This is a genomic window from Pseudomonas sp. NPDC085632, assembly GCF_044541255.1.
In the GTDB taxonomy this organism is placed as follows: domain Bacteria; phylum Pseudomonadota; class Gammaproteobacteria; order Pseudomonadales; family Pseudomonadaceae; genus Aquipseudomonas.
Genome location: NZ_JBITSX010000004.1, coordinates 118,927 through 144,644 on the forward strand (window position 1 = coordinate 118,927; position 25,718 = coordinate 144,644).

27 protein-coding genes are annotated in these 25,718 nt (G+C 59.5%); 14 read left to right on the forward strand and 13 right to left on the reverse strand.

Annotation, left to right across the window (positions count from 1 at the left end; genetic code table 11):
• Positions 1-33: 33 nt before the first annotated feature.
• The 3 genes from ACIF4X_RS05530 (at position 34) to ACIF4X_RS05540 (ending at position 3,948) form a co-directional block, all read left to right on the forward strand.
• Positions 34-1,302 (forward strand): dihydrolipoamide acetyltransferase family protein, encoded by a 1,269-nt coding sequence (locus ACIF4X_RS05530; RefSeq protein ID WP_397481288.1) that lies wholly within the window; start codon positions 34-36, stop codon positions 1,300-1,302.
• Between the two features lie 7 nt (positions 1,303-1,309).
• The gene (gene lpdA / locus ACIF4X_RS05535) at positions 1,310-2,683 is read left to right on the forward strand and encodes a dihydrolipoyl dehydrogenase (RefSeq protein ID WP_397481289.1); all 1,374 of its coding nucleotides are present in this window, start codon (positions 1,310-1,312) and stop codon (positions 2,681-2,683) included.
• Between the two features lie 245 nt (positions 2,684-2,928).
• Complete coding sequence (locus tag ACIF4X_RS05540; RefSeq protein WP_053121443.1) at positions 2,929-3,948, forward strand: branched-chain amino acid aminotransferase; 1,020 nt, start codon at positions 2,929-2,931, stop codon at positions 3,946-3,948.
• 192 nt (positions 3,949-4,140) lie between these two features.
• Here ACIF4X_RS05540 and ACIF4X_RS05545 read toward each other — a convergent pair whose 3' ends face one another.
• The 3 genes from ACIF4X_RS05545 to ACIF4X_RS05555 all read right to left on the reverse strand — a co-directional run bounded on the left by ACIF4X_RS05545 (position 4,141) and on the right by ACIF4X_RS05555 (position 7,166).
• Complete coding sequence (locus ACIF4X_RS05545; RefSeq protein ID WP_397481290.1) at positions 4,141-5,043, reverse strand: TIGR03915 family putative DNA repair protein; 903 nt, start codon at positions 5,041-5,043, stop codon at positions 4,141-4,143.
• A complete protein-coding gene (locus tag ACIF4X_RS05550) occupies positions 5,040-6,260 on the reverse strand; it encodes a putative DNA modification/repair radical SAM protein (protein ID WP_134176637.1) in 1,221 nt (406 codons plus the stop codon). Before ACIF4X_RS05550 ends, ACIF4X_RS05545 begins: the two co-directional genes overlap by 4 nt.
• A 147-nt stretch (positions 6,261-6,407) precedes the next feature.
• A complete protein-coding gene (locus tag ACIF4X_RS05555) occupies positions 6,408-7,166 on the reverse strand; it encodes an ArsR/SmtB family transcription factor (protein WP_397481291.1) in 759 nt (252 codons plus the stop codon).
• A 79-nt stretch (positions 7,167-7,245) separates the two neighbouring features.
• Between ACIF4X_RS05555 and ACIF4X_RS05560 the strand changes: the two genes are divergently transcribed.
• On the forward strand, positions 7,246-8,349 hold the full coding sequence (locus ACIF4X_RS05560; RefSeq protein ID WP_397481292.1) for a cytochrome P450: 1,104 nt from the start codon (positions 7,246-7,248) through the stop codon (positions 8,347-8,349).
• A gap of 129 nt (positions 8,350-8,478) precedes the next feature.
• On the opposite strand, the gene ACIF4X_RS05565 is transcribed toward ACIF4X_RS05560, so the two are convergent.
• A complete protein-coding gene (locus ACIF4X_RS05565) occupies positions 8,479-9,798 on the reverse strand; it encodes an Nramp family divalent metal transporter (RefSeq protein ID WP_397481293.1) in 1,320 nt (439 codons plus the stop codon).
• A 72-nt stretch (positions 9,799-9,870) separates the two neighbouring features.
• The gene (locus ACIF4X_RS05570; RefSeq protein WP_397481294.1) at positions 9,871-10,407 is read right to left on the reverse strand and encodes a chalcone isomerase family protein; all 537 of its coding nucleotides are present in this window, start codon (positions 10,405-10,407) and stop codon (positions 9,871-9,873) included.
• A gap of 147 nt (positions 10,408-10,554) precedes the next feature.
• On the opposite strand from ACIF4X_RS05570, the gene ACIF4X_RS05575 reads away from it, so the two are divergent.
• Both ACIF4X_RS05575 and ACIF4X_RS05580 read left to right on the forward strand, forming a co-directional pair.
• Positions 10,555-11,328, forward strand: a complete 774-nt coding sequence (locus ACIF4X_RS05575; RefSeq protein WP_397481295.1) for a hypothetical protein — start codon at positions 10,555-10,557, stop codon at positions 11,326-11,328.
• 84 nt (positions 11,329-11,412) lie between these two features.
• Positions 11,413-11,970, forward strand: coding sequence for a hypothetical protein (locus ACIF4X_RS05580; protein ID WP_397481296.1), 558 nt, complete (start codon positions 11,413-11,415; stop codon positions 11,968-11,970).
• On the opposite strand, the gene ACIF4X_RS05585 is transcribed toward ACIF4X_RS05580, so the two are convergent.
• From ACIF4X_RS05585 to ACIF4X_RS05600, 4 genes are all read right to left on the reverse strand, one after another.
• On the reverse strand, positions 11,960-12,676 hold the full coding sequence (locus tag ACIF4X_RS05585) for an alpha/beta hydrolase (RefSeq protein ID WP_397481297.1): 717 nt from the start codon (positions 12,674-12,676) through the stop codon (positions 11,960-11,962). The two genes, ACIF4X_RS05580 and ACIF4X_RS05585, sit on opposite strands and share 11 nt — an antisense overlap.
• 464 nt (positions 12,677-13,140) lie before the next feature.
• Positions 13,141-14,253 carry a succinylglutamate desuccinylase/aspartoacylase family protein gene (locus ACIF4X_RS05590; protein WP_397481298.1) on the reverse strand — a complete coding sequence of 371 codons (1,113 nt, stop codon included), beginning with the start codon at positions 14,251-14,253 and terminating at the stop codon, positions 13,141-13,143.
• Positions 14,254-14,440: 187 nt separating this feature from the next.
• Positions 14,441-15,220 carry an ABC transporter substrate-binding protein gene (locus ACIF4X_RS05595; protein ID WP_016775210.1) on the reverse strand — a complete coding sequence of 260 codons (780 nt, stop codon included), beginning with the start codon at positions 15,218-15,220 and terminating at the stop codon, positions 14,441-14,443.
• Positions 15,221-15,467: 247 nt separating this feature from the next.
• Positions 15,468-15,896, reverse strand: a complete 429-nt coding sequence (locus ACIF4X_RS05600) for a rhodanese-like domain-containing protein (protein WP_397481299.1) — start codon at positions 15,894-15,896, stop codon at positions 15,468-15,470.
• Positions 15,897-15,997: 101 nt separating this feature from the next.
• Between ACIF4X_RS05600 and ftrA the strand changes: the two genes are divergently transcribed.
• The 5 genes from ftrA (at position 15,998) to ACIF4X_RS05625 (ending at position 18,974) form a co-directional block, all read left to right on the forward strand.
• A complete protein-coding gene (gene ftrA / locus ACIF4X_RS05605) occupies positions 15,998-16,972 on the forward strand; it encodes a transcriptional regulator FtrA (RefSeq protein WP_397481300.1) in 975 nt (324 codons plus the stop codon).
• A 422-nt stretch (positions 16,973-17,394) separates the two neighbouring features.
• Positions 17,395-17,775: a DUF6124 family protein gene (locus ACIF4X_RS05610; RefSeq protein WP_397481301.1), complete on the forward strand. Its 381-nt coding sequence runs from the start codon at positions 17,395-17,397 to the stop codon at positions 17,773-17,775.
• A gap of 2 nt (positions 17,776-17,777) precedes the next feature.
• Complete coding sequence (locus ACIF4X_RS05615) at positions 17,778-18,047, forward strand: hypothetical protein (RefSeq protein WP_116030089.1); 270 nt, start codon at positions 17,778-17,780, stop codon at positions 18,045-18,047.
• Between the two features lie 166 nt (positions 18,048-18,213).
• A complete protein-coding gene (locus ACIF4X_RS05620) occupies positions 18,214-18,630 on the forward strand; it encodes a pyocin S6 family toxin immunity protein (RefSeq protein WP_397481302.1) in 417 nt (138 codons plus the stop codon).
• Between the two features lie 8 nt (positions 18,631-18,638).
• Positions 18,639-18,974 carry a hypothetical protein gene (locus ACIF4X_RS05625; protein ID WP_397481303.1) on the forward strand — a complete coding sequence of 112 codons (336 nt, stop codon included), beginning with the start codon at positions 18,639-18,641 and terminating at the stop codon, positions 18,972-18,974.
• 59 nt (positions 18,975-19,033) lie between these two features.
• Here ACIF4X_RS05625 and ACIF4X_RS05630 read toward each other — a convergent pair whose 3' ends face one another.
• Entirely contained in the window at positions 19,034-19,372 is a 339-nt protein-coding gene (locus ACIF4X_RS05630; protein WP_034156149.1) for an FKBP-type peptidyl-prolyl cis-trans isomerase, read from the reverse strand.
• A gap of 163 nt (positions 19,373-19,535) precedes the next feature.
• On the opposite strand from ACIF4X_RS05630, the gene ACIF4X_RS05635 reads away from it, so the two are divergent.
• A complete protein-coding gene (locus ACIF4X_RS05635; protein WP_397481304.1) occupies positions 19,536-20,603 on the forward strand; it encodes a diguanylate cyclase domain-containing protein in 1,068 nt (355 codons plus the stop codon).
• A gap of 8 nt (positions 20,604-20,611) precedes the next feature.
• On the opposite strand, the gene ACIF4X_RS05640 is transcribed toward ACIF4X_RS05635, so the two are convergent.
• Positions 20,612-21,736, reverse strand: a complete 1,125-nt coding sequence (locus ACIF4X_RS05640) for a hypothetical protein (protein ID WP_397481305.1) — start codon at positions 21,734-21,736, stop codon at positions 20,612-20,614.
• Between the two features lie 94 nt (positions 21,737-21,830).
• Positions 21,831-22,136 carry an RcnB family protein gene (locus tag ACIF4X_RS05645; protein ID WP_397481306.1) on the reverse strand — a complete coding sequence of 102 codons (306 nt, stop codon included), beginning with the start codon at positions 22,134-22,136 and terminating at the stop codon, positions 21,831-21,833.
• Between the two features lie 469 nt (positions 22,137-22,605).
• Between ACIF4X_RS05645 and ACIF4X_RS05650 the strand changes: the two genes are divergently transcribed.
• Together ACIF4X_RS05650 and ACIF4X_RS05655 are read left to right on the forward strand one after the other, a co-directional pair.
• A complete protein-coding gene (locus ACIF4X_RS05650; RefSeq protein WP_397481307.1) occupies positions 22,606-23,898 on the forward strand; it encodes an MFS transporter in 1,293 nt (430 codons plus the stop codon).
• Between the two features lie 12 nt (positions 23,899-23,910).
• Positions 23,911-24,681, forward strand: a complete 771-nt coding sequence (locus tag ACIF4X_RS05655) for a substrate-binding domain-containing protein (protein ID WP_397481308.1) — start codon at positions 23,911-23,913, stop codon at positions 24,679-24,681.
• Here ACIF4X_RS05655 and ACIF4X_RS05660 read toward each other — a convergent pair.
• Positions 24,671-25,585 carry a LysR family transcriptional regulator gene (locus ACIF4X_RS05660; RefSeq protein ID WP_397481309.1) on the reverse strand — a complete coding sequence of 305 codons (915 nt, stop codon included), beginning with the start codon at positions 25,583-25,585 and terminating at the stop codon, positions 24,671-24,673. The genes ACIF4X_RS05655 and ACIF4X_RS05660 overlap by 11 nt on opposite strands.
• Between the last annotated feature and the right edge of the window lie 133 nt (positions 25,586-25,718).

Genomic DNA, 25,718 nt, shown 5'->3' on the forward strand with positions numbered 1-25,718 from the left:
GGAGCTGCGCTGAAACTGGTCATGGAGGTCTGAATGGGCACGCACGTTATCAAGATGCCGGACATCGGCGAAGGCATCGCAGAAGTAGAACTGTCGCAGTGGCACGTCAAGGTTGGCGATCTGGTCGTTGAAGATCAGGTGCTGGCGGATGTGATGACCGACAAAGCGATGGTCGATATTCCATCGCCGGTACACGGGAAAGTGATTGCGCTCGGTGGTCAGCCGGGTGAAGTGATGGCGGTTGGCAGCGTGCTGATCAGCATCGAGGTTGAAGGTGCCGGCAATCTGAAAGAATCGGCCGCGTCTGCTCCCGTCAAAGAAGCGCCTGCGGCGCCGAAAGTTGAAACCGTGGTGGAAAGCAAACCCGCTGCCGCCCCGCGTCCGGCTGCGGTTTGCCAAGGCCCGATGGTTGCGCGCGAAGCAGACGAACGTCCGCTGGCCTCGCCGGCCGTGCGCAAACATGCCTTGGATCTGGGGATTCAATTGCGTCTGGTGCGCGGTTCCGGCCCGGCCGGTCGTGTGTTGCACGAAGACCTTGAGGCCTATCTGGCGCAAGGTCAGTCGAACGCCTCGGCGCCGGTTGCCGCTGCTTACGCCCAGCGTAACGACGAAGAACAGATTCAAGTGATCGGCATGCGCCGCAAGATCGCCCAGCGTATGCAGGACGCCACCCAGCGCGCCGCACACTTCAGTTATGTCGAAGAAATCGACGTCACTGCGATAGAAGAATTGCGCGCACACCTGAACGAAAAACACGGCGCGAGCCGTGGCAAGTTGACCTTGCTGCCGTTCCTCGTCCGCGCCCTGGTCGTCGCTCTGCGCGACTTCCCGCAAATCAACGCCCGTTACGATGACGAAGCCCAAGTCATCACCCGCCTCGGCGCGGTGCATGTCGGCGTCGCCACGCAAAGCGATGTCGGCCTGATGGTGCCGGTGGTCCGTCACGCCGAAGCCCGCAGTCTGTGGGACAGCGCCGCCGAGATCTCGCGTTTGGCCAACGCCGCGCGCAATGGCAAGGCCAGCCGCGATGAGCTGTCCGGCTCGACCATCACCCTGACCAGCCTCGGTGCGTTGGGCGGCATCGTCAGCACCCCGGTGTTGAACCTGCCGGAAGTGGCCATCGTCGGCGTCAACAAAATCGTCGAACGGCCAATGGTCGTCAAAGGCCAGGTGGTGATCCGCAAGATGATGAACCTCTCCAGCTCGTTCGATCACCGCGTGGTCGACGGCATGGACGCGGCACTCTTCATCCAGGCCATTCGTGGCTTGATCGAACAACCTGCCACTTTGTTTGTGGAGTAAGGCGCGCATGCAATCTCTGAACACTACGCTGCTGATCATCGGCGGCGGCCCCGGCGGTTATGTAACGGCGATCCGCGCCGGGCAACTGGGCATTCCGACAATCCTGGTCGAAGGCCAATCGCTGGGCGGCACCTGCCTGAACATCGGCTGCATCCCGTCGAAGGCGCTGATTCACGTGGCTGAGCAGTTTCACCAGACCGAGCATCACAGCCAGCATTCGGCGCTGGGTATCAGCGTTTCCGCGCCGACCCTCGACATCACTAAAAGCGTCGAATGGAAGGACGGCATTGTTGATCGTCTGACTACCGGAGTGGCTGCGCTGCTGAAGAAGAACAAGGTTCAAGTCATCAATGGCTGGGCCAAGGTCATCGACGGTAAAACCGTGGATGTCGGCGACACGCGCATCCAGTGCGAGCACTTGGTGCTGGCCACCGGTTCGACCAGCGTCAATCTGCCGATCCTGCCGATTGGCGGGCCGGTCATCTCCTCCACCGAAGCATTGGCACCGACATCCGTGCCGAAACGTCTGGTGGTGGTGGGCGGTGGTTACATCGGTCTGGAGCTGGGTATCGCTTATCGCAAGCTCGGCGCTGAAGTCAGCGTGGTCGAGGCACAGGATCGCATCCTGCCAGCCTACGACGCTGAACTGACACAACCGGTGCATGACGCGCTGAAACAACTGGGCGTGAAGCTGTATCTGAAGCACAGCGTGCTGGGTTTCGATGGCACTTTGCAGGTGCGTGATCCCGAGGGCGACACCCTGAACCTGGAAACCGATCAGGTGCTGGTCGCCGTCGGTCGCAAACCGAATACCCAGGGCTGGAATCTGGAAGCGCTGAATCTGGACATGAACGGCTCGGCGATCAAGATCGACAGCCGCTGCCAGACCAGCATGCGTAACGTCTACGCCATCGGCGATCTGAGCGGCGAGCCGATGCTGGCGCACCGCGCCATGGCTCAAGGCGAAATGGTTGCCGAGTTGATCAGCGGCAAGACCCGCGAGTTCAACCCGACCGCCATTGCTGCCGTGTGCTTCACCGACCCGGAATTGGTGGTGGTCGGCAAGACCCCGGACGAGGCCAAGGCGGCGGGTCTGGACTGCATTGTTTCCAGTTTCCCGTTCGCCGCCAATGGTCGGGCGATGACGCTGGAATCAAAAAGCGGCTTCGTGCGCGTGGTCGCTCGTCGGGATAACCATGTGATTGTTGGCTGGCAAGCGGTGGGCGTCGGGGTTTCCGAATTGTCCACGGCGTTTGCGCAAAGCCTCGAAATGGGCGCGCGGCTGGAAGACATCGGCGGCACCATTCATGCGCATCCAACCTTGGGTGAAGCGGTGCAGGAAGCGGCGTTGCGTGCCCTCGGCCATGCACTGCACCTGTAGCTGCGTTGATCGTTCCCACGCTCTGCGTGGGAATGCAGCCGGGGACGCTCTGCGTCCCAAAAGCCGAACGCGGAGCGTCCGATGAGGCATTCCCACGCAGAGCGCAGGAACGATCAAGCGTGGGAACGATCAGTGGAGCGAATTCCGGCTGCGAAACCGCCCAAGAATGAAGTATTGTTGTGCCCATCCAAAAAACGTCAGAAGCCTTGAACCGTTTCGACGGTTGTTCAGTGATAGAGGGTGTCATGGGTAACGAAAGCATCAATTGGGACAAGCTGGGTTTTGACTACATCAAGACCGACAAACGCTATCTGTCGTACTTTCGCGATGGCGAGTGGGACAAAGGCACCCTGACCGAAGACAACGTGCTGCACATCAGCGAAGGCTCGACGGCCCTTCACTATGGCCAGCAGTGCTTCGAAGGCATGAAGGCCTATCGTTGCAAGGACGGCTCGATCAACCTGTTCCGCCCGGACCAGAACGCCCTGCGCATGCAACGCAGCTGCGCGCGTCTGCTGATGCCGACGGTCGACACCGAGCAGTTCATCGAAGCCTGTAAGGAAGTGGTTCGTGCCAACGAGCGCTTCATTCCGCCATACGGCACCGGCGGCGCGCTGTACCTGCGTCCGTTCGTGATCGGCGTCGGTGACAACATCGGCGTGCGCACTGCGCCCGAGTTCATCTTCTCGATTTTCTGCATTCCGGTCGGTGCCTATTTCAAGGGCGGCCTGACCCCGCACAACTTCCAGATCTCTAGCTACGACCGCGCGGCCCCACAGGGCACCGGCGCAGCCAAGGTCGGCGGCAACTACGCGGCCAGCCTGATGCCGGGCTCGAAAGCGAAGAAAGCCAACTTCGCCGACGCGATTTACCTGGATCCGATGACCCACACCAAGATCGAAGAAGTCGGTTCGGCCAACTTCTTCGGGATCACCCACGACAACAAGTTCATCACTCCGAACTCGCCGTCCGTGCTGCCAGGCATCACCCGCCTGTCGCTGATCGAACTGGCGAAATCGCGTCTGGGCCTGGAAGTGGTTGAAGGCGACGTGCTGATCGACAAGCTGTCGGACTTCAAGGAAGCCGGCGCTTGCGGTACGGCTGCGGTGATCACCCCGATCGGTGGTATCAGCTACAACGATCACCTGCATGTGTTCCACAGTGAGACTGAAGTCGGCCCAGTGACCCAGAAGCTCTACAAAGAGCTGACTGGCGTACAGACCGGCGACATCGAAGCGCCAGCGGGCTGGATCGTCAAGGTTTGATCTGACGGCTGCTGATGTAGAAAAGCCCTCCACCGAGTGATTGGTGGGGGGCTTTTTTGATTGTGGTTGTTGGTTTTTTTTGGGTAAGACTGGAGATCTTTTCCCCCTCACCCCAGCCCTCTCCCCCAAGGGGGCGAGGGGGAAAGGGGGCCGATCTCGGTTGTTCTCCAGACAGAAGTTCGACGCGAACTTTCAGGTCGATGTCGTACGGGAGAACACCTCGGTCAGCTCCCTCTCCCTCCGGGAGAGGGCTGGGGTGAGGGTAGGCTTTTCGCTCTTCAAGGCAATCCGTTTACCAAGTCGATCAGCAATCCCACTCGCCTGCCCATTCTGCTGCTTGCCCATCCGCGCCTGCGTAATCAACCCCGGAATCAACTCCCCCTCTGGCAGATTCTTCCAGAACCGCGCCGGCAAATGCCCCTGCATGACCTTCTCGTTCAACCGCGCTGGATTGAAGATGTGGCTGTAATACGTCAACCACAGATCACCATGGGGATCGTCGACATTCTGCGCCAGTTGCTGCCATTCCTGTGGGCATTGGCGCTGATGAATCAATTGCTCGCCATCGTAATAAACCCCATCCCGCGGCGTGGCGATCAACCAGCGATGCTTGCCCATTCGTCCAATGAAATGTTCACTGGCGCTGGGCAAGATGTCGTGGGCCGGTTCATGCCACGCCACGTATTGTGGACCCGCGCTGGAGGACGGCCGCTCGATGAAGCGCACAAACGCATGCAGATGATGGGCTTCTCGATTCACTTGTTTGATCCGTCGCTGCAATTCGCTACCGAGTCTGTCCCCGGCCATCATCGCCGTACGGTCGCCATGGCTGACGCGCCACAACACTTCATACAACAGGCTCCAGCGTTGATCGCCACGATAGCGCGAGGCCTGTTCCAGGGTGTCGAGCAGCGCTCGTGGAATACGTGCCTGAAACGGCCCCTGCCCTTCAGGCACCGGATCATCACTGGCAAACAGATCGCCCAAGCCTTCCGACGCCCAACTGACCAGACTCGGATCGACTTCATGACTCAGCAGCCAGCGCGCCTGCTGGCGCCAAGTGTCGAACAGGTCGTCGCAATCGAGATTGATCATCCCCACAGCCCCATCTGCTGTGGCATCGGCCGGTCGCGCAATTGCTGATAGAGCATATGGCTGGTGACCTCGGCCTGTTGCGGGTGATAGTCGCTGGTGATGATGAACGGCTTGGCCTTGGCCAGCACGCAGCGCATGCGTGCGACGTCTTCGTAACGAATGCGCCGCTGGCGGCGCAGCTCCACCAGTCGTTCAGTGGTGCGCAGTCCGATACCGGGAATACGCGCAATCAACGACGCTTCGGCGCGATTCAGATCCAGCGGGAATACCTCACGATTCTGCAACGCCCACGCCAGTTTCGGGTCGATGTCCAGCGCCAGATTGCCCGGCCCCTTGAGCAATTCATCGGCGCTGTAGCCGTAGCTGCGCAGAAGAAAATCAGCCTGATACAAACGGTGCTCGCGCATCAGCGGCGGCGCGGCCAGCGGCACGCTTTTCGGGCTGTCGGGGATCGGACTGAAGGCTGAGTAATAAACCCGGCGCAGTCGGAAATTGCCGTACAAGGCCTGGGCGCTGTGGAGGATGGTGCTGTCATCGGTGTCGTCGGCGCCGACAATCAATTGCGTGCTCTGCCCGGCCGGGGCGAACTTCGCCGAACGCGGCTCGTTCAACACAGTCTGCACGCCGGTGTAGATGGTGTTCATCGCCTGTTTGATCGACTTGATGTCCTTCTCCGGCGCCAGCACTTGCAGGCTGGCATCGGTCGGCAGTTCGATGTTGACGCTCAGGCGATCGGCGTAGCGCCCCGCCTCTTCAATCAATGCCGGATCGGCTTCGGGAATGGTCTTGAGATGGATGTAGCCGCGAAATTCATGCTCTTCGCGCAGCAGCTTCGCCACTCGCACCAGTTGCTCCATGGTGTAGTCCGCCGAGCGAATGATCCCCGAGCTGAGGAACAACCCGCTGACGCAGTTGCGCCGGTAGAAATCCATGGTCAGTGCCACGACTTCCTCGGGGGTGAAACGGGCACGCGGAACATCGCTGGAACGGCGATTGACGCAGTACTGGCAATCGTAAAGACAGAAGTTGGTCAGCAGAATCTTCAACAAAGACACGCAACGCCCGTCCGGCGTGTAGCTGTGGCAAATGCCCATACCATCAGTCGAACCCAGCCCGCTCTTGCCTTCAGAGCTGCGCTTGGGCGCGCCGCTGCTCGCGCAGGAGGCGTCGTACTTGGCGGCGTCGGCGAGGATGCTCAGCTTGTCGATGATTTGCATGGCGCAGGCCCTATACTGTTTGCATATACAGTATAGGGTCGACTGCGGTGATACAAGGTGGCAGATGCACCCCTCGTCGGTCAGACGCTGGAAATCAAAAGCTCGCAGCCTTCGGCAGCTCCTACATGGATTGGGTAGGTTCGAGATTTATCGGGTGTACGCGATTCCTGTAGGAGCTGCCGAAGGCTGCGATCCTTTGATCTGCCCGTCTACCGGCAATTCAAGGCCAAACCGCGCACTGATCTCCTTGCGCCCCACCCCCGTCAACGCCAGCGCCCGACTGTCCAGATCCTGTGTCACCCACTTGCGCTTCAACGCCATTTGCAACAACGCCGCGCCCAGCGAGCCACCAAGATGCGGCCGGCGCATGCTCCAGTCCAGACACGGGCAGGCAAACTTGCGGCGCAGGGTCGTCAAATCCTGCACGTCGATGCCCAGACCGCGAAACAACACCTCGCCCGTCTCACTCAAGCGATACGCGTGTTCGTCGGTTGCCACCAGCCAACCGGCCTCGAGCAAACGGTCATGCAGCAATACCGCCAACGTCCCGGCCATGTGGTCATAACACGTGCGGGCGAATTGCAGACGATCCGGCGTATGCGGCTTGAACGTCGGCGCGGCGTTCTGGCCAATCACCATCAACGCTTCCAACGCCTGCGCCACGCGCTGATCGGCGAGGCTGTAATAGCGATGACGGCCCTGCACGTGCAGGCGCACCAATGCCAGATCCTTGAGTTTCGCCAGGTGCGCACTGGCGGTGGAGGCGCTGACCTCGGCGATCGTCGCCAACTCAGTGCTGGTGCGGGCGTGGCCGTCCATCAGCGAGCAAAGGATTTTCGTCCGCGCCGGCTCGGCGATGGCGGCGGCCACCTGCGATACGCCGATGTCTTGATGTTCTGCGTGCATAGTTCGCTCCCGGACGAATCGTCGTCGTTGCGCAGTGGAGATAGTAGCAACACTTTCCCCACCGACAAGGATGCAAACCATGAACCCGATCAGCGCCGCAACGCATGTCGATCCTTATCCCTACTACGCCGAACTGCGGGCAGAAGGTGGACTGACGTTTCATCCCGAGCTGAAACTGTGGGTCGCCAGCAGCGCGCACGCGGTGTGTGCGGTGTTGGCCCACGCCGACTGCCGCGTGCGTCCGGCGCAGGAGCCGGTGCCCAAAGCGATCGCCGGAAGCATGGCCGGCAAAGTCTTCGGCCAACTGATGCGCATGAATGACGGTGAACGCCAGCGCTGCCTGCGTTCGGCGATCGAGCCTGAGTTGGCCGCGCTCGACCTTGAGGCGGTCGACAGACTGGTCGCCGCACGGCTGATCACAGCGGACGCCGACGGTGTGTACAAGGCAATGTTTCGTGGCCCGGTGTGCGTGGTCGCGGCGCTTTTGGGATTCACGCCGGCGCAGGCGCGGGTGGTCAGTGAACTGACGGCGGACTTCGTCGCCTGTCTGTCGCCGTTGAGCGATGACCTGCAATTGGCCGCAGCGGATACGGCGGCCGAACAACTGCGCGGCTACTTCATCGAACTGCGCGCCGAACCCGCCAGTGATTTGCTCAGCGCGATCCAGCAGCGCTTTGTCGGCGATGAGGAAACCCTGATCGCCAACCTGATCGGCCTCTGCTCGCAGACGTTCGAAGCCTGCGCCGGACTGATCGGCAATACGTTGTTGGCGCTACGTCGTCAACCGGCGTTGCGCGGCGAAGCCATCGAAGCGCTGGTTAGCGAAGTGCAGCGCTTCGATCCGCCTGTGCAGAACACCCGGCGCTTTGTCGCCGCACCCTGCGAGATTGCCGGTGTGCGGGTCGAAGCAGGCGATGTGATTCTGGTTTTGTTGGCCTCGGCCAATCGTGATCCGGCGCTTAACGAACGGCCGGAGCAGTTTCTGCCACAGCGCGCCAACCGCCGCAGCTTCAGTTTTGGCAGTGGCCAGCATCAGTGTCCGGGACAAGCGTTGGCGATGAGTATTGCCGGGGCGACGGTGCGGGAAATACTTGGGCATGGCATCGATCTGAATCGCTTGAACTGGCACTACCGGCCTTCGCTCAATGGGCGCATTCCATTGTTCAGCGACGTGGGCGCCTGACAGTTCGTCTTCGCGAGCAAGCTCGCTACCACATTAGTTTTCGGGTGATCACATTAGTGTGTACACCCAATACCCCTGTGGGAGCGAGCTTGCTCGCGAAGAGGCCCAACCAGTCACTGCAAAATAGGCTCAAACCGCCCACTGCAAAATCAACCAGCTGTTAGCACCACTGATCACCACGAACAAGCCCCAGGCCAGCACCCGGGTTGGCCAGCGATTCACAAACGGCCCCATCAGCCGTTTGTCGTTGGTCATGCGAATCAAGGGATACAAGGCAAACGGCAATTGCAGACTCAACACCACCTGACTCAGCACCAGCAACTTGCCGATCGCGTTATCGCCCATCAGCCACACGCCGATAAACGCCGGAATCAGCGCCAGTCCGCGAGTGATCAAGCGTCGCTGCCAGCACGGAATCCGCAGGTTCAGGTAACCCTCCATGATCACCTGGCCGGCGATGGTGCCGGTGAAAGTCGAACTCTGCCCCGACGCCAGCAGCGCGACGCCGAACAACACACTGGCCAGCGCGCCGCCGACCAGCGGATCGAGCAAGTGGTAAGCGTCCTGAATGTCCACCACATCGGTGTGCCCGGACTGGTGAAACGCCGCAGCGGCGAGGATCAGGATTGCCGCATTGACCAGTAACGCCAGCGCCAGCGAACCGATGGTGTCGATGCGCGCCAGTTTCACCGCGTCCTGCTTGCTCGCCAGGTCCTTGCCGATCATCCGCGTCTGCACGATCGAGGTGTGCAGATAAAGGTTATGCGGCATCACCGTCGCACCGAGAATACCGATCGCCAGGTACAACGGCGCCGCCTCGCTGATCGCCGCCAGCGACGGTTTGAAACCTTGGGCGACGTCAGGCCAGTAGGGTTTGATCAGCAACAGTTCAACGAAGAAACACACGCCGATGGTTGTAACCAGGACCAGCATGATCGCTTCCAGCCGGCGGAAACCGCGATTTTGCAGGGCCAGCACCAGCAAGGTGTCGAACGCCGTCAGAGCAATGCCGAAGGTCAGCGAACAACCGAGCAGCAAGTGGAACGCCAGCGCGCAGCCGAGCACTTCGGCCAGATCGGTGGCGATGATCGAGATTTCCGCCAGCACCCACTGCAGGCGCGCGGTCGGTGTGCTGTAGCGCTCACGGGACAGCTGCGCCAGATCGCGCCCGGTGGCGATGCCCAACCGCGAACACAGGCATTGCACGACCATGCCCGCCAGACTCGCCAGCAACACCACAAACAACAGGCTGTAACCGAAGCGTGAACCGGCCTCGATGGCGGTGGCCCAGTTGCCCGGATCCATGTAACCGATCGACACCAGCAACCCGGGGCCGGCGAAACGCAGTACGCGTTTGAAGAACGCGGCGTTAGGGTCAACCGCAACACTGCCGGCCACTTCCGGCGGGCAAAACGGCGCGGTGGCGATTTTGGGCAAACTGAATTTCACGCACACATCCAGAAACAAGTCGGAAAGACGCAGCTTAGAGGTTTCCGCCTGAGCCTTGAAGCGCAAAAAAATCTATTGGCTCATACCTAATAACTGTTCGCGCAACTCGGGACTGCGCGTGCGCGGATCGAGCCAGATAGCAAAAAAAGCTCGGGCAAACAGAGGGTCATCGATCTCGTGCTGTAACTGCTGACCGACAAAAAACCGCGCGCCCTGCCCCGGCAGATACACCCCGGTAATCCGCGTACCGGCCTGCACATCGACAAACGATTGCTGCATCTGGACTTGCCACCGGGCCAACTGCGCCGGGCTGACGCGGCCATTGGCCAGGCGTTTGATTTCGTCGACGCTGGCCTTGACCAGGTCGTCGCGGGAAATGCTGCGGCGGTAGATCAGCTCCAGCGCAAACGGCTGGCCGTCGACCAAGGGGCGCGCGGCGCTCCACAGCCGCGCGTTGTAGACATCGAAACCGAACACGCTGTAATCGCCGGTGCCAATGATCTGCGCGCCAGGCACGGCGTCCTGCCAATTGGCCCAGGTTGGCGTCAGCAACAGCGCCCACAAGCCGATGCCGCAGCATCCGCGCAACACCTTCGGTGTTCTGTTCATCGCGGCATCGACTCCGGCAAGCCCTGATAGACAGAGCATAGCCGGGTATTGCCTCTGGCACTTTGTATACAAAAACTGCGCACATAGGCAGCAATCGCCAGTCGACAATGCTAACGTGGCGCACCTTCAACGGATGGAGACTCCTGCGTGCTGATCCTCAAACTGCTGCTGATTCCCGGTTTTCTGCTGCTGATTTCCCTGGCGGGCAAACGCTGGGGGCCGAGCGTGGCCGGGTGGCTGTCGGGATTGCCGGTGGTGGTCGGGCCGATTCTGTTTTTCCTCGCCATCGAACAGGGTTCCGCGTTTGCCGCGCAATCGGCGGTGGCGGCGTTGTCGGCGATGTTCGCGATGATTGCGTTCTGCATCACCTACGCGCAGGTGGCGCAACGGGCGAACTGGCCGTTGGCGCTGACCGCGTCGTTGTCAGTCTGGGCCGTGATCGCTGGGGTGCTGTCATTGATTCCAGCGTCCTTGCCATTCTCTGTGGCGGCGGCGGCGATTGCGCTGCTGGCATCGCCGTATCTGTTTCCCACGGTGAAACCGGTGTTGAACGGCCCGGCGCCGAAGTCGGACAAACTGATCTGGCGGATGATCGCCGGCGCCGCGTTGACCCTGGTGGTGACGATGCTCGCCAGTACCGTCGGCGAGCGCTGGAGCGGTTTGCTTGCGGTGTTCCCGGTGCTCGGCAGTGTCATGGCGGTGTTCTCGCAACAGACTCGCGGCCCGGCATTTACCGCCGCACTGTTGCGGGCGACGGCGACCGGCATGTATTCGTTTTCAGCGTTTTGTCTGGTCTCGGCACTGACGTTGCCAAGCATGGGCCTGAGCGGTTTTGCCGTCGGCGTTGCGGTGTCGGTGGGGATGCTTGGTGTGACCAAACGCCTGTTGGCCCGTCCGTTGGCGAAAGCGCAGGCACAGTAACCGCTCAGACGATTCACGCTGGAACGCCCGCCCCCCTCCGTGGGATGATCGCCCGCCTCGCGCGACCATCCACCGGAGATTCACATGTCATTGTTAAGCAAAAAAGCCGTCGTCCTGCTGGTGGCGGCCCTCGCCGGTTTCGGCGCCCTCCACGCGCAAGCGGCCAAGAAAAATGCCGGCACCGAGAAAGTCTCGATGCTCGATGGCAAACTCACTTTTGTACTGCCAAAGGGTTTCGTCGCCGACCCGCTGCCGACCAGCCCAAGCGGGACCACGGGCACGATGTACACCAACGAGGCCACAAAAACCGTGGTCATTACCGCGCAAAACAAGATTCCCGAAGGCCAGCACGTCAAGGACAACGACGGGCAGTTTCTCGACGGCAGCGTGGCGAGTTTCATTGAAGACCAGCGCAAGGCCCTGCCGGACTTCAACAAACTCAGCGAAAAGAGCCTGACCCAGAAAGGCACCGGCCTTGGCTTGCGTCAGGTCGACAGCACCGCGACCCAGGGCGGCGGCCAGACCCTCAACACCACGCTGATGGCCGGCTCCGGCACGAAGATGGCACTGGTGCAGGTAATCTCCCGCGCCAGCGACAAGAAGGGTCACGATGCCCTGGTGAAAACCATCCTCAAGGATTGAGCTGCTGCAACCAGCCGTTCAAGTCACGCAGCTCGGCCGCACTGATGCTGTGGCCGACGCCGGGATAGGCATGAAACTGCGGCTTGTAACCGAGTTTCTGTAGTTGCGCGTTGGCCTCGGTGCCGTCGTGGTACGGCACACGGTCATCGGCCGTGCCATGGCCGATGAAGATGCTCAGCGGCAACGCCTGCTGCTCGCCCTTGAGTTCAGCCTTCAACACCGGCAACAAACGTCCGCTCAACGCGGCGATCCCGCCGACGGCGACTGGCGGCCGCAGCCCCACCTCGTAGGTCATCATCGCGCCTTGGCTGAAGCCGATCAGATACACCTTGTCCGGGGTGGTGTGATATTTCTTTGCTGCTTGCGCGATAAAGTCTCGCAGTTTCTGGCCACTGACCTTCAGATCATCGGTCTCGCCGTTGTAGGCACCTTCGCCTTTCTTGCGAAACCACTGGAAACGCCCTTCACCGAGCGCCAGCGGCGCCTGCACCGACAGGTAGTTGTATTGCGCCGGGAGCTGAAATTTCATGCCGATCAGATCGGCTTCGTTACTGCCGTAGCCGTGCAGAAAAATCACCAGCGGCCGCGCCTCGGCGTCGGCGTGCACCTGCTCGATGTACTTGAGCGGCAGATCGGATTGCAGCGTGGTTTGCGCCTGCACGGCGCTGGACGCCAGCAGGGTCAACAGAGCAAAGACCTTCAACATAGAGCATTCCTTCACGGAGTGTCGGGTTCGGGGGGGAGCCTAACATTCCCGGCCAAGGAACCAAATTCTGTGGTGCTGTTGAAACCGCCATCGCTGGCAAGCCAGCTCCCACAGGATTTGTGTGAACACCATATTTGTGAACACCTTCAATCACTGTGGGAGTGTCGGGTTCGGGGAGAGCCTAAAATCCTGCGGCGTGGTTCCAAACTCAATGGTGTTGCGGATGCCGCCATCGCTGGCAAGCCAGCTCCCACAGGATTTGTGTGAACACAATATTTGTGAGCACCTTCAATCACTGTGGGAGCTGGCTTGCCAGCGATGAGGCCGTCAGATCCAATGAAGGGCTATCAGCAGTGTGCCGCCGATGGCCCCTTCGCGAGCAAGCTCGCTCCCACATTGGAAATGCATTCCCCTGTGGGAGCGAGCCTGCTCGCGAAAGGGCCGGTGAATCCAGTGAAGATCCGTCAGTCGTTGGTCAATTTCCCTGTACGAAACGCCACCCGCCCCGCCACTTTCGCCTGCCAGATCCCCGGCTCGGTATAACGCCCGCGATCCAGCGCAAACAACACGCCACTGGTGCCGGCGCGCACGGTGGTCACGCGATCCTGCAACGGATCGACCACCTCGAACAACGCATCGCCCTGCTCCACCCACTCGCCGGCATTGCGCAGAAAACTGACCACGCCATGGTGCGGCGCGAACAGGTATTCGGTGCCCTCGAACGGCAGACCTTCACAGCACTCGCCCGGCGCCACAGGCCACTCGCCGCTGATGAACCCCTGCTCCGCGAGGAAACCGAGAATCGCCTCACAATTGGCCTGCGCCTGATCGACCCGGGTGTCGCCCATGCTGCCCAGTTCCAGCGTGGTCGCCAGGTTCGCCGCCGGGATCGCGGCGTTGGGGAACGCCCGCGCCAGACGCAGCCACGGCGTCGAGCAGGATTCATCGAACGAACTGCCGCCGGAATCTTCACACAACAGCGCCACGCCGGCCTTCAAGCGTGCCGCCAGCGATTGCCACTGCGGCCAGTGCTGCGGCAGCGCGTACAAGTGAATCGCCGCGTCGAAATCACAATGCAGATCGAGGGTAATGTCGGCATCGCAGGCATGGCGCAACAATAAGCGATGCAAGGCCTCCAGTTGCGAGGCCGGGGCCGGCAGGTCTTCGAACACTTGACCCATGGCTTGGCGGATCAGTGCAACGTTGGCTTCGGCATCTGCGCCCAGACGCTCACCGATCAACGCCCCGACCGGTGCGCTGAGTTCGACGAAGGCACGGTTGAAATTCTTGCCGCTGCCCAGTTCGAAGCGGCCCATGTGCGCACCTTGCACGTGTTGATCGAGGCCGATCGGGTTGGCTACCGGCACCAGCTCGATCACGCCCTGCAAACGGCCTTGCTGTTCCAGCGCATTGAGGCGCTGCTTGAGTTCCCACGCGGTGCGCATGCCCGGCAGTTCATCGGCGTGCAGGCTGGCCTGGATGTACACCTTGCGGGGGCCCGCGCCATAGCGGAACACGCTGAGGGAGCGCTCGCTGCCCAAGTGGCTCCAGGGCAGAACATGGTCGATGCGTTGCATGGGAAGACTCCGATGTTTCTGTAGGAGCTGCCGAAGGCTGCGATCTTTTGATCTTGTTTTTCACAAGCAAAGTCAAAAGATCGCAGCCTTCGGCAGCTCCTACATGGGAAATGTGTGAAACAGGATAAATCATGGGCGCAAAAAAAGTGGCCACCGCGCAAACGGGGCCACTTTTTTCTACGGCGTATTAATGGCCGTACACGTCAAAGTCGAAGTACTTGTCCTGGACTTTCTTGTACTCGCCATTGGCGCGGATTTCGGTGATGGCTTTGTTGAATTGCTCGGCCAGCGCGGTATCGCCCTTGCGCACCGCAATGCCGGCGCCGCCGCCGAAGTACTTGGCGTCTTCGTAGGTCGGGCCAACGAATTCAAAACCTTTACCCGCGTCGGTTTTCAGGAAACCGTCACTGAGGTTGACCGAGTCGGCCAGCATCGCGTCGATACGCCCGGAAACCATGTCGAGGTTGGCTTCCTGTTGCGAGCCGTAACGCACCAGGTCGATCCCGGCTGGTACCAGCACTTCGGTGGCGTAACGGTCGTGAGTACTGGCACGCAGCACGCCGACTTTCTTGCCTTTAAGCTCGGTCAGCGGGTCTTTGACACCGGAGCCTTCCTTCATCACGAAGCGCGCCGGGGTGTGGTAGTACTTGATGGTGAAATCGACGTTTTTCTTGCGGTCGTCGGTGATGGTCATCGACGACAGGATCGCGTCGATTTTCTTCACTTTCAGCGCCGGGATCAGGCCATCGAATTCCTGCTCGACCCAAGTGCATTTGACTTTCATCTGCGCGCACAGCGCATCGCCGATATCGACGTCGAAACCGGTCAGTTTGCCGTCAGGGGTTTTCATCGAGAATGGCGGGTAACCGGCTTCGATACCGATGCGGATCGGCTTGGCGTCTTCGGCCACGGCGGTCAGGGACAACATCGACAGTGCCAGGGCACCGAACATCACTAGCTTCTTCATTTATAACTCCTGTGTGCGGAGGCTTTTATTGGCAGCTTTCGATTCAGCGTTCGGTCATGGCCAATTGGCTACAAACACCGAAGTGGCCGGCAGTCTATGGCGGCGTGCACAGGGTAAATTGTGTTTAAGCGACAAATACTTATGAAAGATCGGCGCACCGATTGACCGGGGTCAACGGGTGCGCCGTCGTGGTGCAAAGGCTGTAGGACAAGCGCTTTTTTTGCTCAGGAATTGTCTTAAAAGAACGTCAGCATTCGCAGCCGATGGCCGCATTGACTACTTGCGGCACACTCAACTGAAAGCCTTCATCCAGCCATCCGGTAACCCCGCCGATCATCTCCTTGACCGGATAACCCAGCGCTGCCAGTTTCACCGCCGCCTTGTTCGCGCCGTTGCAGTGCGGGCCGGCGCAATAGACCACGAACAGCGTTGTTTTCGGGTAGATCGCCAGCTCCGCCGCCGTCAGCAAACGGTTCGGGATATTGATCGCGCCCGGCACATGTCCGCGTTCATAGGCCAATGATCCACGGACGTCGACCAGGACAAAATCGATCTCGCCAGCCTCTTGGCTACTGAAGACGTCGGAACAATCGGTTTCGAAAGTCAGACGATTACTGAAGTGCATCAGCGCGATTGCCGACGGAGCGGCAGGGATGTCGCGAACGAGGCTGGTCATGGGTGTTGCTCCTTTGTCTGAACGGGTGTGAGCAGACTTTATCGAGCGGTCGCTTGCGGCTACAGTGGCGCACAAGACACTCACCGGGAATTTTCCGCCAAATGCCGACATCACCAGGTCTGGTCACGATTCTGGCCTACGACGGCCTCTGCACATTCGAGTTCGGCATCGCCGTTGAGGTCTTTGGCCTGACTCGGCCGGAGTTCGATTTTCCGTGGTACACCCACGCCATTGCGGCGGTCGATCAAGGCCCGATGCGCGCCTTGGGCGGCATTCAAGTACTGGCCGATGGCGGCCTGGAATTGTTGGCCGAGGCGCGCACCATCATCATTCCCGGCTGGCGCGATCGCAACGCGGCGGTGCCTCCAGCATTGATCGACGCGCTATGCCAGGCCCATGCCCGGGGTGCGCGATTGCTGTCGATTTGCTCAGGTGTATTTGTGCTGGCGGCCACCGGTTTGCTCGATGGACATGGCGCCACCACGCATTGGCGCTACACCGCCGAACTGGCGCAGCGTTTCCCGGCGATTGCGGTCGATCCGGATGTGCTTTATGTCGACTCCGGTCAGTTGATCACCTCGGCCGGCAGCGCTGCCGGGATTGACGCCTGCCTGCATCTGGTGGCGCGGGACTTCGGCACGCAAGTCGCCAACTCGGTGGCGCGGCGACTGGTGATGTCGCCGCAGCGTACTGGCGGTCAGGCGCAGTTCATTCCGACCCCGGTCAGCCCGACGCCGCGCAATGATCTGTCGCGGGTGATGCAATGGGCGCGCGAGCGTTTGCATGAACCGCTGGAGGTGCGTGATCTGGCCAGCGAAGCGGCGATGAGTGAGCGTACTTTTCTGCGGCGGTTTACCGAGGCCAGCGGGCAGTCGCCTAAAGCGTGGTTGCAGCATGAACGGTTGGCGCGGGCGCGGGAATTGCTGGAGAGCACGCCGGACAATACCGAGCAGATTGCCGAGCGTTGTGGTTATCGGTCGGTGGAGAGTTTTCGTGTGGCGTTTCGTGGGGTGGTGGGGGTGCCGCCGTCGGTGTATCGGGAGCGGTTTGGGCGGGGTGTGAGGGTTGAGTCCTGAGGTGATTTTCAGGATCTTTTTGCTTCCACCTGTTGGAATGCATTCCCCTGTGGGAGCGAGCCTGCTCGCGAAAGCGCCCTGTCAAACGCAGCATCATTTAGACATCAGCCATGAGGCTACAGCGCCTTGCGCCTTTGCCTACAACTACGCCAGAATCCGCCGGTTTGTGCGGCTTGGGGGCTGCCGGTAACTTGGTTCGCGTCACTGAATGTTCAGTGATCGGGTTTAGTCGCTCGGTGTCATCTCTAGCTTGCAAGCTGTTATTCAGTCTGGCATCTCCATGCCTGCACTCAATGGCAGCTATGCGTAGGGCGCTTTCGAGCGCGCCGGTTTAGCTAGGAGTCCGGTCGACTAACCTGCGTATAGCTGCCACCCAATGTTTAGTCGCAAACGGTGTCAGCCTCATTGAGGTTTCCTAGCATATGTTCAAAATCACTCCGAATCCGCCCGAAACAGAAGCGGAAATAGATCCAAATCCAACGTCCCCCTATTCCACACCGGGCTCCAGAAAACTCCACGAAGCCGCCGAACGCGCCCTCGATCACTACCTGAAACCCGCGCCCCCAGCGCCACCACGCAAACCCAGCACCATGTTCCTCGTCGACCCCAACACCGGCGCCGAAGACCTCATGGCCCATGCCTGCGAATCCATGGCTTCGGCCAGCGTCATGCTCAGCGACTTCGCCGCCCTGCTCGACTCGCCCTACCGCAACACCGTGCTCGGCATCCAGCAAGTGGTCATGCTCGGCGAACTCGCGGTCAACCGCGCCCTCGACAAAATCGACCCCGCCCTGAGGCAATAAACATGTCCAACAAAACCGATGCACAAGTCGTCGCGGCACTGGTGGCCATGGGTTTCAACGAACGGGACGGACGCTGGGCACAGAACGCCTGCCTGGTGCTGTTCGAAAGCGAACGCGAATCCATCGTCGCCTCCGCCGTCACCGTCCTTCCCCAACTCGATGAACTGGAAATCGACGCCGTGCTACCCGCACTGCGCCGCGTGACCCGCCGGTTCCCCTCACTACAAAGAACCGTGGCCGACACACTGGCCGAGATGGCACACGCAGCCTGATTGACCGCGTGATCGTTCTTCGCGAGCAAGCTCGCTCCCACAGGTGTTCGCGGTTACTCGCGACATTCGAGTACACCTCCGTTCCAATGTGGGAGCGAGCCTGCTCGCGAAAGCGTTCTTTCTGCTGACGAATATCTGAAAGCCAAAACCCAGGAAGGCTCAAACCATGAAGGAACATCACCCCCGCTTCCAAAGCTTCTCTTGTGTCTGGGAAGCATTGGAAGACACACCGCAGGACGCCGCCAATATGCGCCTGCTGGCCAAGTTGAGGCGAACGCTTTCAAGAGAGAACTCCCCCGTCAGACCAGCCACTCCAATGGGTGAGGCAGACAGGAAGCTACAGATGTTTTTATGGATTAGCGGTTTCTTGAAAGGTGACGAGGGCGACCACACCTTAAAATACCAACTTACAGTTGGGCCTAAATTTGAATCGGCAGTTTTGGCTGCAATGGGTTGGGAAAGCCTTGACGAAAGTCCCGACGGCGAGTGGCTGCTGACACTCGATCAAGCTCAAAAAATCGGCGTGGCGATTAATGAAAAACTGCCATCGGAACTCGATCTTTTTATAGGCCTCAGGGGTTAACTTCGGCAATGGGTCTCATCTATCAAGATCCATCTATAAGCCATGACGAGGCCATAAGACTCCTTGCCAGCGACACCGATGCAAACGTAATCGCCGCACTCGTATCCATTGGCCTGAATGAAACCGATAGAAATTGGGCTCAGGACATCTGCTTGAAATACCTGACCAGCAAAACCGAAACAATTGTGGCCGCTGCGGCTACTGCGCTTGGGCACATCGCTCGCCGACATGGCGAGCTGGATACTGAAACAGTTTTTGCGGCACTCGAATCAGCCAAGCAAACGCACCCTTCACTGCAAGGGATCATCGAAGACACGCTCGACGATATAGACGTATTCACCTGATCCATCCTGACGGCATTTGGATGAAGTAACGAACTTCATCCAAATCGACACCCCCAATCTCAATCCTCCCGCGTCAGCACTTCCAACAACTCAATCTCAAACACCAGATTCGAATTCGGCGGAATCTTGCCCATCGTCCGTTCGCCATACCCCAGATGCGCCGGCACCAGCAATTTACGCTTGCCCCCCACCTGCATGCCCATCAACCCCTGATCCCAACCCTTGATCACCCGCCCGGTGCCAATCACGCACTGAAAAGGTTTGCCACGGCTGTAGGAAGAATCGAACTCGCTGCCGTCTTCCAGCCAACCGGTGTATTGGGTGGTGATCAGCGCGCCTTTGACGGCGGTTTTGCCTTCGCCGACCTGAAGATCGATTACCTGCAGTTCATCATTCATAACATTCACTCTATTGTTCAGCCGGCAGCCGTTTTCCCAGAATTGCCGGTAATTGGCAACCTGCCAGCGCAGATCAACGTGGTATCGGAACAGAGTATTGAAGCATTAACATAGCCAACCGCCATTACTCCACGGATCGACCCGACATGCTGGCAGCGCCTGAATGACTCTGTTCTGGATCAGCCTTGCCGTGGGCGCGATCTTGCTCGCCATCATCGCCCTGCTGCTGTGGCGCGAACGCGGTTTTCGCAGGCAGCTCGCGCAGTATCGTGATCTGCTGAGACGGGCCGCCGATGGCCAACACATTCAGCAGGACGGCGACGTCGAGCGTTTCAAGCGCAGCCAGTACTTTGCGCGCATCGGCACGTGGGACTGGGAAGTCGACACGGATCGGCTGTACTGGTCGGATGCGATTTACGGCATGTTCGGGTTCAAGATCGGCGAAATCACGCCGTCCTATGCGCTGTTCTGTTCCTGCGTGCATCCGGACGACCGCACCAAGGTGCGCGAAGGCGAACTGCGCTGCCTGGAGACTGGCGAAAACCACGATGAGGAATACCGCGTGGTGTGGCCCGACGGCACGATTCGCTGGCTGCGGGAAACCGGCAACGTGGTGCGCAACGACCACGACGCGGTGGTGAAAATGATGGGCGTGGTGCGCGACATCACCGAAGAAAAAGCCTCGGCCAGCTACCTGCAACACCTCGCTCACTTCGATCCGCTGACCGGCCTGCCCAATCGCCTGGTACTGGAGCAACGCCTGTCCGAAGCGCTGGATCAAGCGCGGCAGACCGAGACCCGCGTCGCATTGGTGTTCGTCGACCTCAACGGTTTCAAAACCATCAATGATCGCTACGGCCATGCCGCCGGCGACCGGGTGCTGATCACTACGGCAACACGGTTGAAACGCATCTTGCGCGCCACCGACACCGTCGCGCGCATTGGCGGCGATGAGTTCGTGGTGATCCTGCAAGGTCTGGCGCCGAGCCTGAGTTTGCAGGACGAAGCCCGCAGCATCTGCCAGAAAATTTTCATCGAACTGTCGCCCCCGATCAGCATCGGCAACGACCAGCGCCACATCGGCACCAGCCTTGGCGTGGCGGTGTTTCCGGATCATGCGACGGCTATGGATCGCTTGCTGCACATTGCCGATCTGGCGATGTATGAGGCCAAGCGCAGTGGTAACAACCAGTATCGGTTGGGGCATCAGGTTGAAAACATCAGAGCCTGATACTGGGGTTATGAGGGTTTCAGGAGTTCCGACAATGTTTTGGTGATATCCAATATGTCTTTAGCCCGCCCCAATACCGTCCAGAAACCTGCTGGAAGCGCACGCGGGGCGCCCAGTGTTGTAAGTGTACGCTTAGCAGCAAGTTTATGAACAAACTCCGAAAGTTGAGCCTGGCGCCTTTCGATTCTTTCCAGTTGCAGCTCTTCGGTCTCATTAAAACGGTCAACGTGGTAAGCACGAAGTAATTCCAGCGCGCGATCAATACTCTCCGCCAATCGCAAACATTTGAGTCGTCGCGACTCCTGGCTCGCAAGCGAAAAATCGATGGATGGCAATTGGGAGAAAAGCGCTTGGAGAGCTTCTGTTGTCCCGCTCTGTTCTTTGATAAAACCGTCGACCAATCGCTGCTCCGATTCCGGCAAACTGGAATGTTTGGCGAGCGCCAGCAAGACCTTGTCGACTTTCCTCTTGTTGGCCTCGATGGAAACGATCAAATCAGCTAGATGCCCATAAGCCTGTTCGATACCCCCCATCGGCGGTGGAAGCGGAGTTGCATCCAGCTCGTCCAAAAATGCCTGCAGCGCATGGAAATACTCCTGCACTTCCTTTTGCGTCCATTGAGCGGGCAACGACTTGACTGCCACCTCATCAATACCTCGGACAAAAGTACAAATGGCGGGCAAGCTTTGCGCGTCAATCCCTAGCAGCTCAACGAAACTGGCGTCCAGTTGCAAGGTTGACTCGGCGGTCTCTTCGGCAAGGATCATGCGACGGGCAAAATCGTCTTCACTGACATCTTTGAAAACAGGCACCTCACTCAGAGGTAATGTGACGTGACTCTCAGGCGCTAACAGGTTATCGGCGAAAAATATCTTGCGCGTACTCCTGGCTCCTGGCAGTTCCAACATTTTTTCCGCTTGAGCATGAAAAACGAGAAATGCGATACGACTGCCCAAGGCGACGTTGGTTTTGGAGTAATTTTTTATTAAGGAAAGCAGGCCGCTTCCATCTTTACTGGTACTGGCGGCAAGACTGCTTTCGTTTGCCAACAGCAAGCAAAGAACTTCTTGGCCATGGTCGGCATTCTTGAACCAACGGAGCACGTCTTCCGGGCTAGCGGATGTAATAAACATTAACTGTCCTTAGTGAGCCATTCCTTTGGCTCGATTAAGCGACAGAAATCGTTGGTGAAGCAAGTCTCGCATAGCTCTTTCTGGCTGGTATTTTCTAGCGCTCGACCGGCTTCATCTCGACAATCGTCCCGTTGGTGATCATCACCATGACGTACTGATCATTGATCTGTACCCATTGCGCCTGATCAACAGGTTTTTTCAGGCCCTTGGTTTTCCAGTCGATGGCTTTTTCACTGCGCTGATAAATATCCGGGGCACGGTCGTTGACCTTCAGTTCGCGGTCGCTGACCGGGGATTGAACGGCCTGTTCATTTGAGGTTTGCGCCGCTTGAACAAGTGGGCTGATCCCGGCGATGCCGGCGACGAGCGCTAGGCTGGCGATTAGGGTTTTGCTGTTCATCGGTGAACCTCCTGAATTGGGTAGTACCTCAACTCCGACTGCGTGGGGCGGGAATCATTCCTTTTTTGCCGGGGGTGGCCGCTTGAGGTCATTGGAATTCGGGGGTCCTGGAGACAAAAGCAAAATCAAGAGCCCCTCACCCTAGCCCTCTCCCGGAGGGAGAGGGGACTGACCGAGGTGTTGGGCAGAAGTGCGCCGACGTGCGATACCGAGTCGAATGCAAGTTTCAAAACCAACCGAAATCGGCTCCCTCTCCCTCGGGAGAGGGCTGGGGTGAGGGCGAAACCATAAGCAGCCGTTAACGCAGCAATGGATTTATACCCAAAAAAACCATTGATCCACTTTGCACATCAATCCATGCCAATAATGCAATTAACATCTCGTTACACCTGCGCCACCATCCGCCTCAATAAAAACCGTGCGCCGCCCTCCCGTCGCGCACGTCATAAAAGCGGTGGAGTACTTTTCTATGACAGCCTCAATCCCACACGGCGGCTCGCGGGCCGGCGCCATTTTCCGGGTGACCTCGGGCAACTTCCTCGAACAGTTCGATTTCTTCCTGTTCGGCTTCTACGCCACGCAAATCGCGGCGGTGTTCTTTCCGGCGAGCAGTGAGTTCGCTTCCCTGATGATGACCTTTGCCGTATTCGGCGCAGGTTTTTTGATGCGTCCGCTGGGCGCCATTGTGCTCGGTGCGTACATCGATGATGTCGGCCGGCGTAAAGGTTTGATCGTCACCCTGTCGATCATGGCCAGCGGCACGATCTTGATTGTGCTGGTACCCGGTTACGAAAGCATCGGCCTGTTTGCACCGGCATTGGTGTTGATCGGGCGCTTGCTGCAAGGCTTCTCGGCCGGTGCGGAATTGGGCGGTGTGTCGGTGTACCTCGCCGAGATCGCCACGCCGGGTCGCAAAGGTTTCTTCACTGCCTGGCAGTCGGCCAGTCAGCAAGTGGCGATCATCGTCGCCGCTGCTTTGGGCTATGCCTTGAACGCGTGGATGGCGCCGGATGTGATTGCCGATTGGGGCTGGCGGATTCCGTTTTTCGTTGGCTGCATGATCGTGCCGTTCATCTTTGTGCTGCGGCGTAATCTGGCGGAGACCGAAGAGTTCGCCGCACGCAAACACCGCCCGAGCATGGGCGAAGTGTTCCGCACCCTCGGTCAGAACTGGGGCGTGGTACTTGGTGGCATGTTGATGGTCGCGCTGACCACCACCGCGTTTTACCTGATCACCGTGTACGCGCCGACCTTCGGCAAAACCGTGCTGCACCTGAGCACCTCCGACGCGTTGCTGGTGACCTTGCTGGTCGGTGTGTCGAACTTCTTCTGGTTGCCGATTGGCGGCATGTTGTCGGATCGTATCGGCCGTCGTCCGGTGCTGATTGCGATGTCGCTGCTGGCCTTGGCCACGACGTATCCGGCGTTGTCGTATCTGGTGCAGGCGCCGAGCTTCAGCCACATGTTGCTGTCGCTGTTGTGGCTGTCGTTTATCTACGGCCTGTACAACGGCGCGATGATTCCGGCGCTCACCGAGATCATGCCGGTTGAAGTGCGCGTTGCCGGTTTCTCACTCGCCTACAGCCTGGCCACGGCGATTTTCGGTGGTTTCACCCCGGCGATGTCGACCTTCCTGATTCAGTACACCGGCGACAAAGCCGCGCCGGGTTACTGGATGAGCGTCGGTGCGCTGTGTGCCTTGTGCGCCACTCTTTATCTGTACCGCCGTGCCGGTGGTCGTCTGCAACCTGTCGCGGCCTGAGGAAAACTCGCCATGAAAAAACTGTTTACTGTCACCGCCCTGCTCGCCGGTCTCGCGTTCAACCTCGCGGCCCAGGCCGAAGAGTTGAGCGTGATGACCTCCGGCGGCTTCACTGCCGCCTACAAAATCCTCGGGCCGAAATTCGCCGCCGCCAGCGGCAACACGCTGACCACCAGCCTCGGCCCGTCGATGGGCAAGGCGCCGGAGGCGATCCCCAACCGCCTCGCGCGCGGTGAGCATGCCGACGTGGTGATCATGGTCGGCTACGCCCTCGATGACCTGATCAAGCAAGGCAAGGTCGACCCCGCCTCGCGCGTTGAGCTGGCAGATTCGCGGATCGGCCTGGTGGTGCGTGAAGGCGCGCCGAAACCGGACATCAGCAGCGTCGACGGCCTGAAGAAAACCCTGCTCGACGCACAATCGGTGGCTTACTCCGACAGCGCCAGCGGCGTGTACATCGAGCAGCAGTTGTTCAAAAAACTGGGCATCGAAGATCAGCTGAAACCGAAGGCCAAAATGATTGCGAAAATCCCGGTGGGCTCGGTGGTTGCCACCGGCGACTATCAACTGGGCTTCCAGCAGGTCAGCGAATTGCTGCCGGTGCCGGGCGTGAGTTTCGTCGCGAAGATTCCGGAATCGGTGCAGTCGGTAACGCGCTTTGCCGCCGGCATTCCGGTCGGCGCGCAACATCCGCAAGAAGCCAAAGCCTTGCTCGCCTACCTCGCCGCGCCCGCCGCACAAGCGGACGTGCAGGCCACCGGGCTGGACTCGGTCAAGCACTGATCGTTGGCGGCTGGACTTTCATCTCCACCACCAGCCGCTCCAGCTCCAGTGCCGCCGGAGTCAACGTACGACCCCGGCGCTTGATGATGCCGACACTGCGCATCACTTGCGGATCAGTCAGCGGCACCCGCGTCAGGATCGGATGATCCGGACCGGGCATCGCCATCAGCGGCACCGCCGCCACGCCCAACCCCGCCTCGACCAGACCGATCATCGTCGTCACATGCCGGGTTTCGCAGATGCTTGAGCGCTGCGGCACCACGCTGCTTAACGCCTGATCGAGCAGAAAGCGGTTGCCGGACGTCTTGTCGAGCGAGATGTAATCCTGCTGATAGAACTCGTCCCAGCTCACACTGCTGCGCCCGGCCAACGCATGATCGCGCCGGCAGGCAACGACGTAGCACTCCTGCACAAGCGGTTCGAACTCGACTTTGGCATCCTGCGTGCCGAGAAAACTCAAGCCGAAATCCGCCTCGCCATTGACCACCGCACTCAAGACATCGTGCGCACTGGAGTCGAGCACTTTGACCTTGATGCGCGGGAATTGCTGGTGATAGCGCGCGACCACGCGAGGCATGAAGTAGTACGCCGCCGAGGGCACACAAGCGACGGTGACATGGCCCAAACGGGTCGAAGCGACTTCGCTGATGCCCAGCAACGCGACATCGAGATCATCGAGCAAACGCTCGACACTGGGCATGAATCCGCGCCCGGCCTGGGTCAGGCTGACCTTGCGCGTGGTGCGTTCGAAGAGCTTCACGCCGAGAGCGTCTTCGAGCTTTTCGATGCGTCGGCTCAACGCCGGTTGCGACAGGCGCACGGTGTCGGCGGCCTTGCGAAAACTGCCCTGCTCGACCACGGCGCGAAAGGCTTGCAGGTCGTTGAGGTCGAAGTTGATGGCCATGGCGGGAACTCGGGAGATTGATACGCTTAGGCTATAAATGTAACCAATTGATGCAACTTATTACAGACCACATGAAGATCCCCTGTAGGAGCTGCCGCAGGCTGCGATCTTTTGATCTTGATTCTTCGAAGGC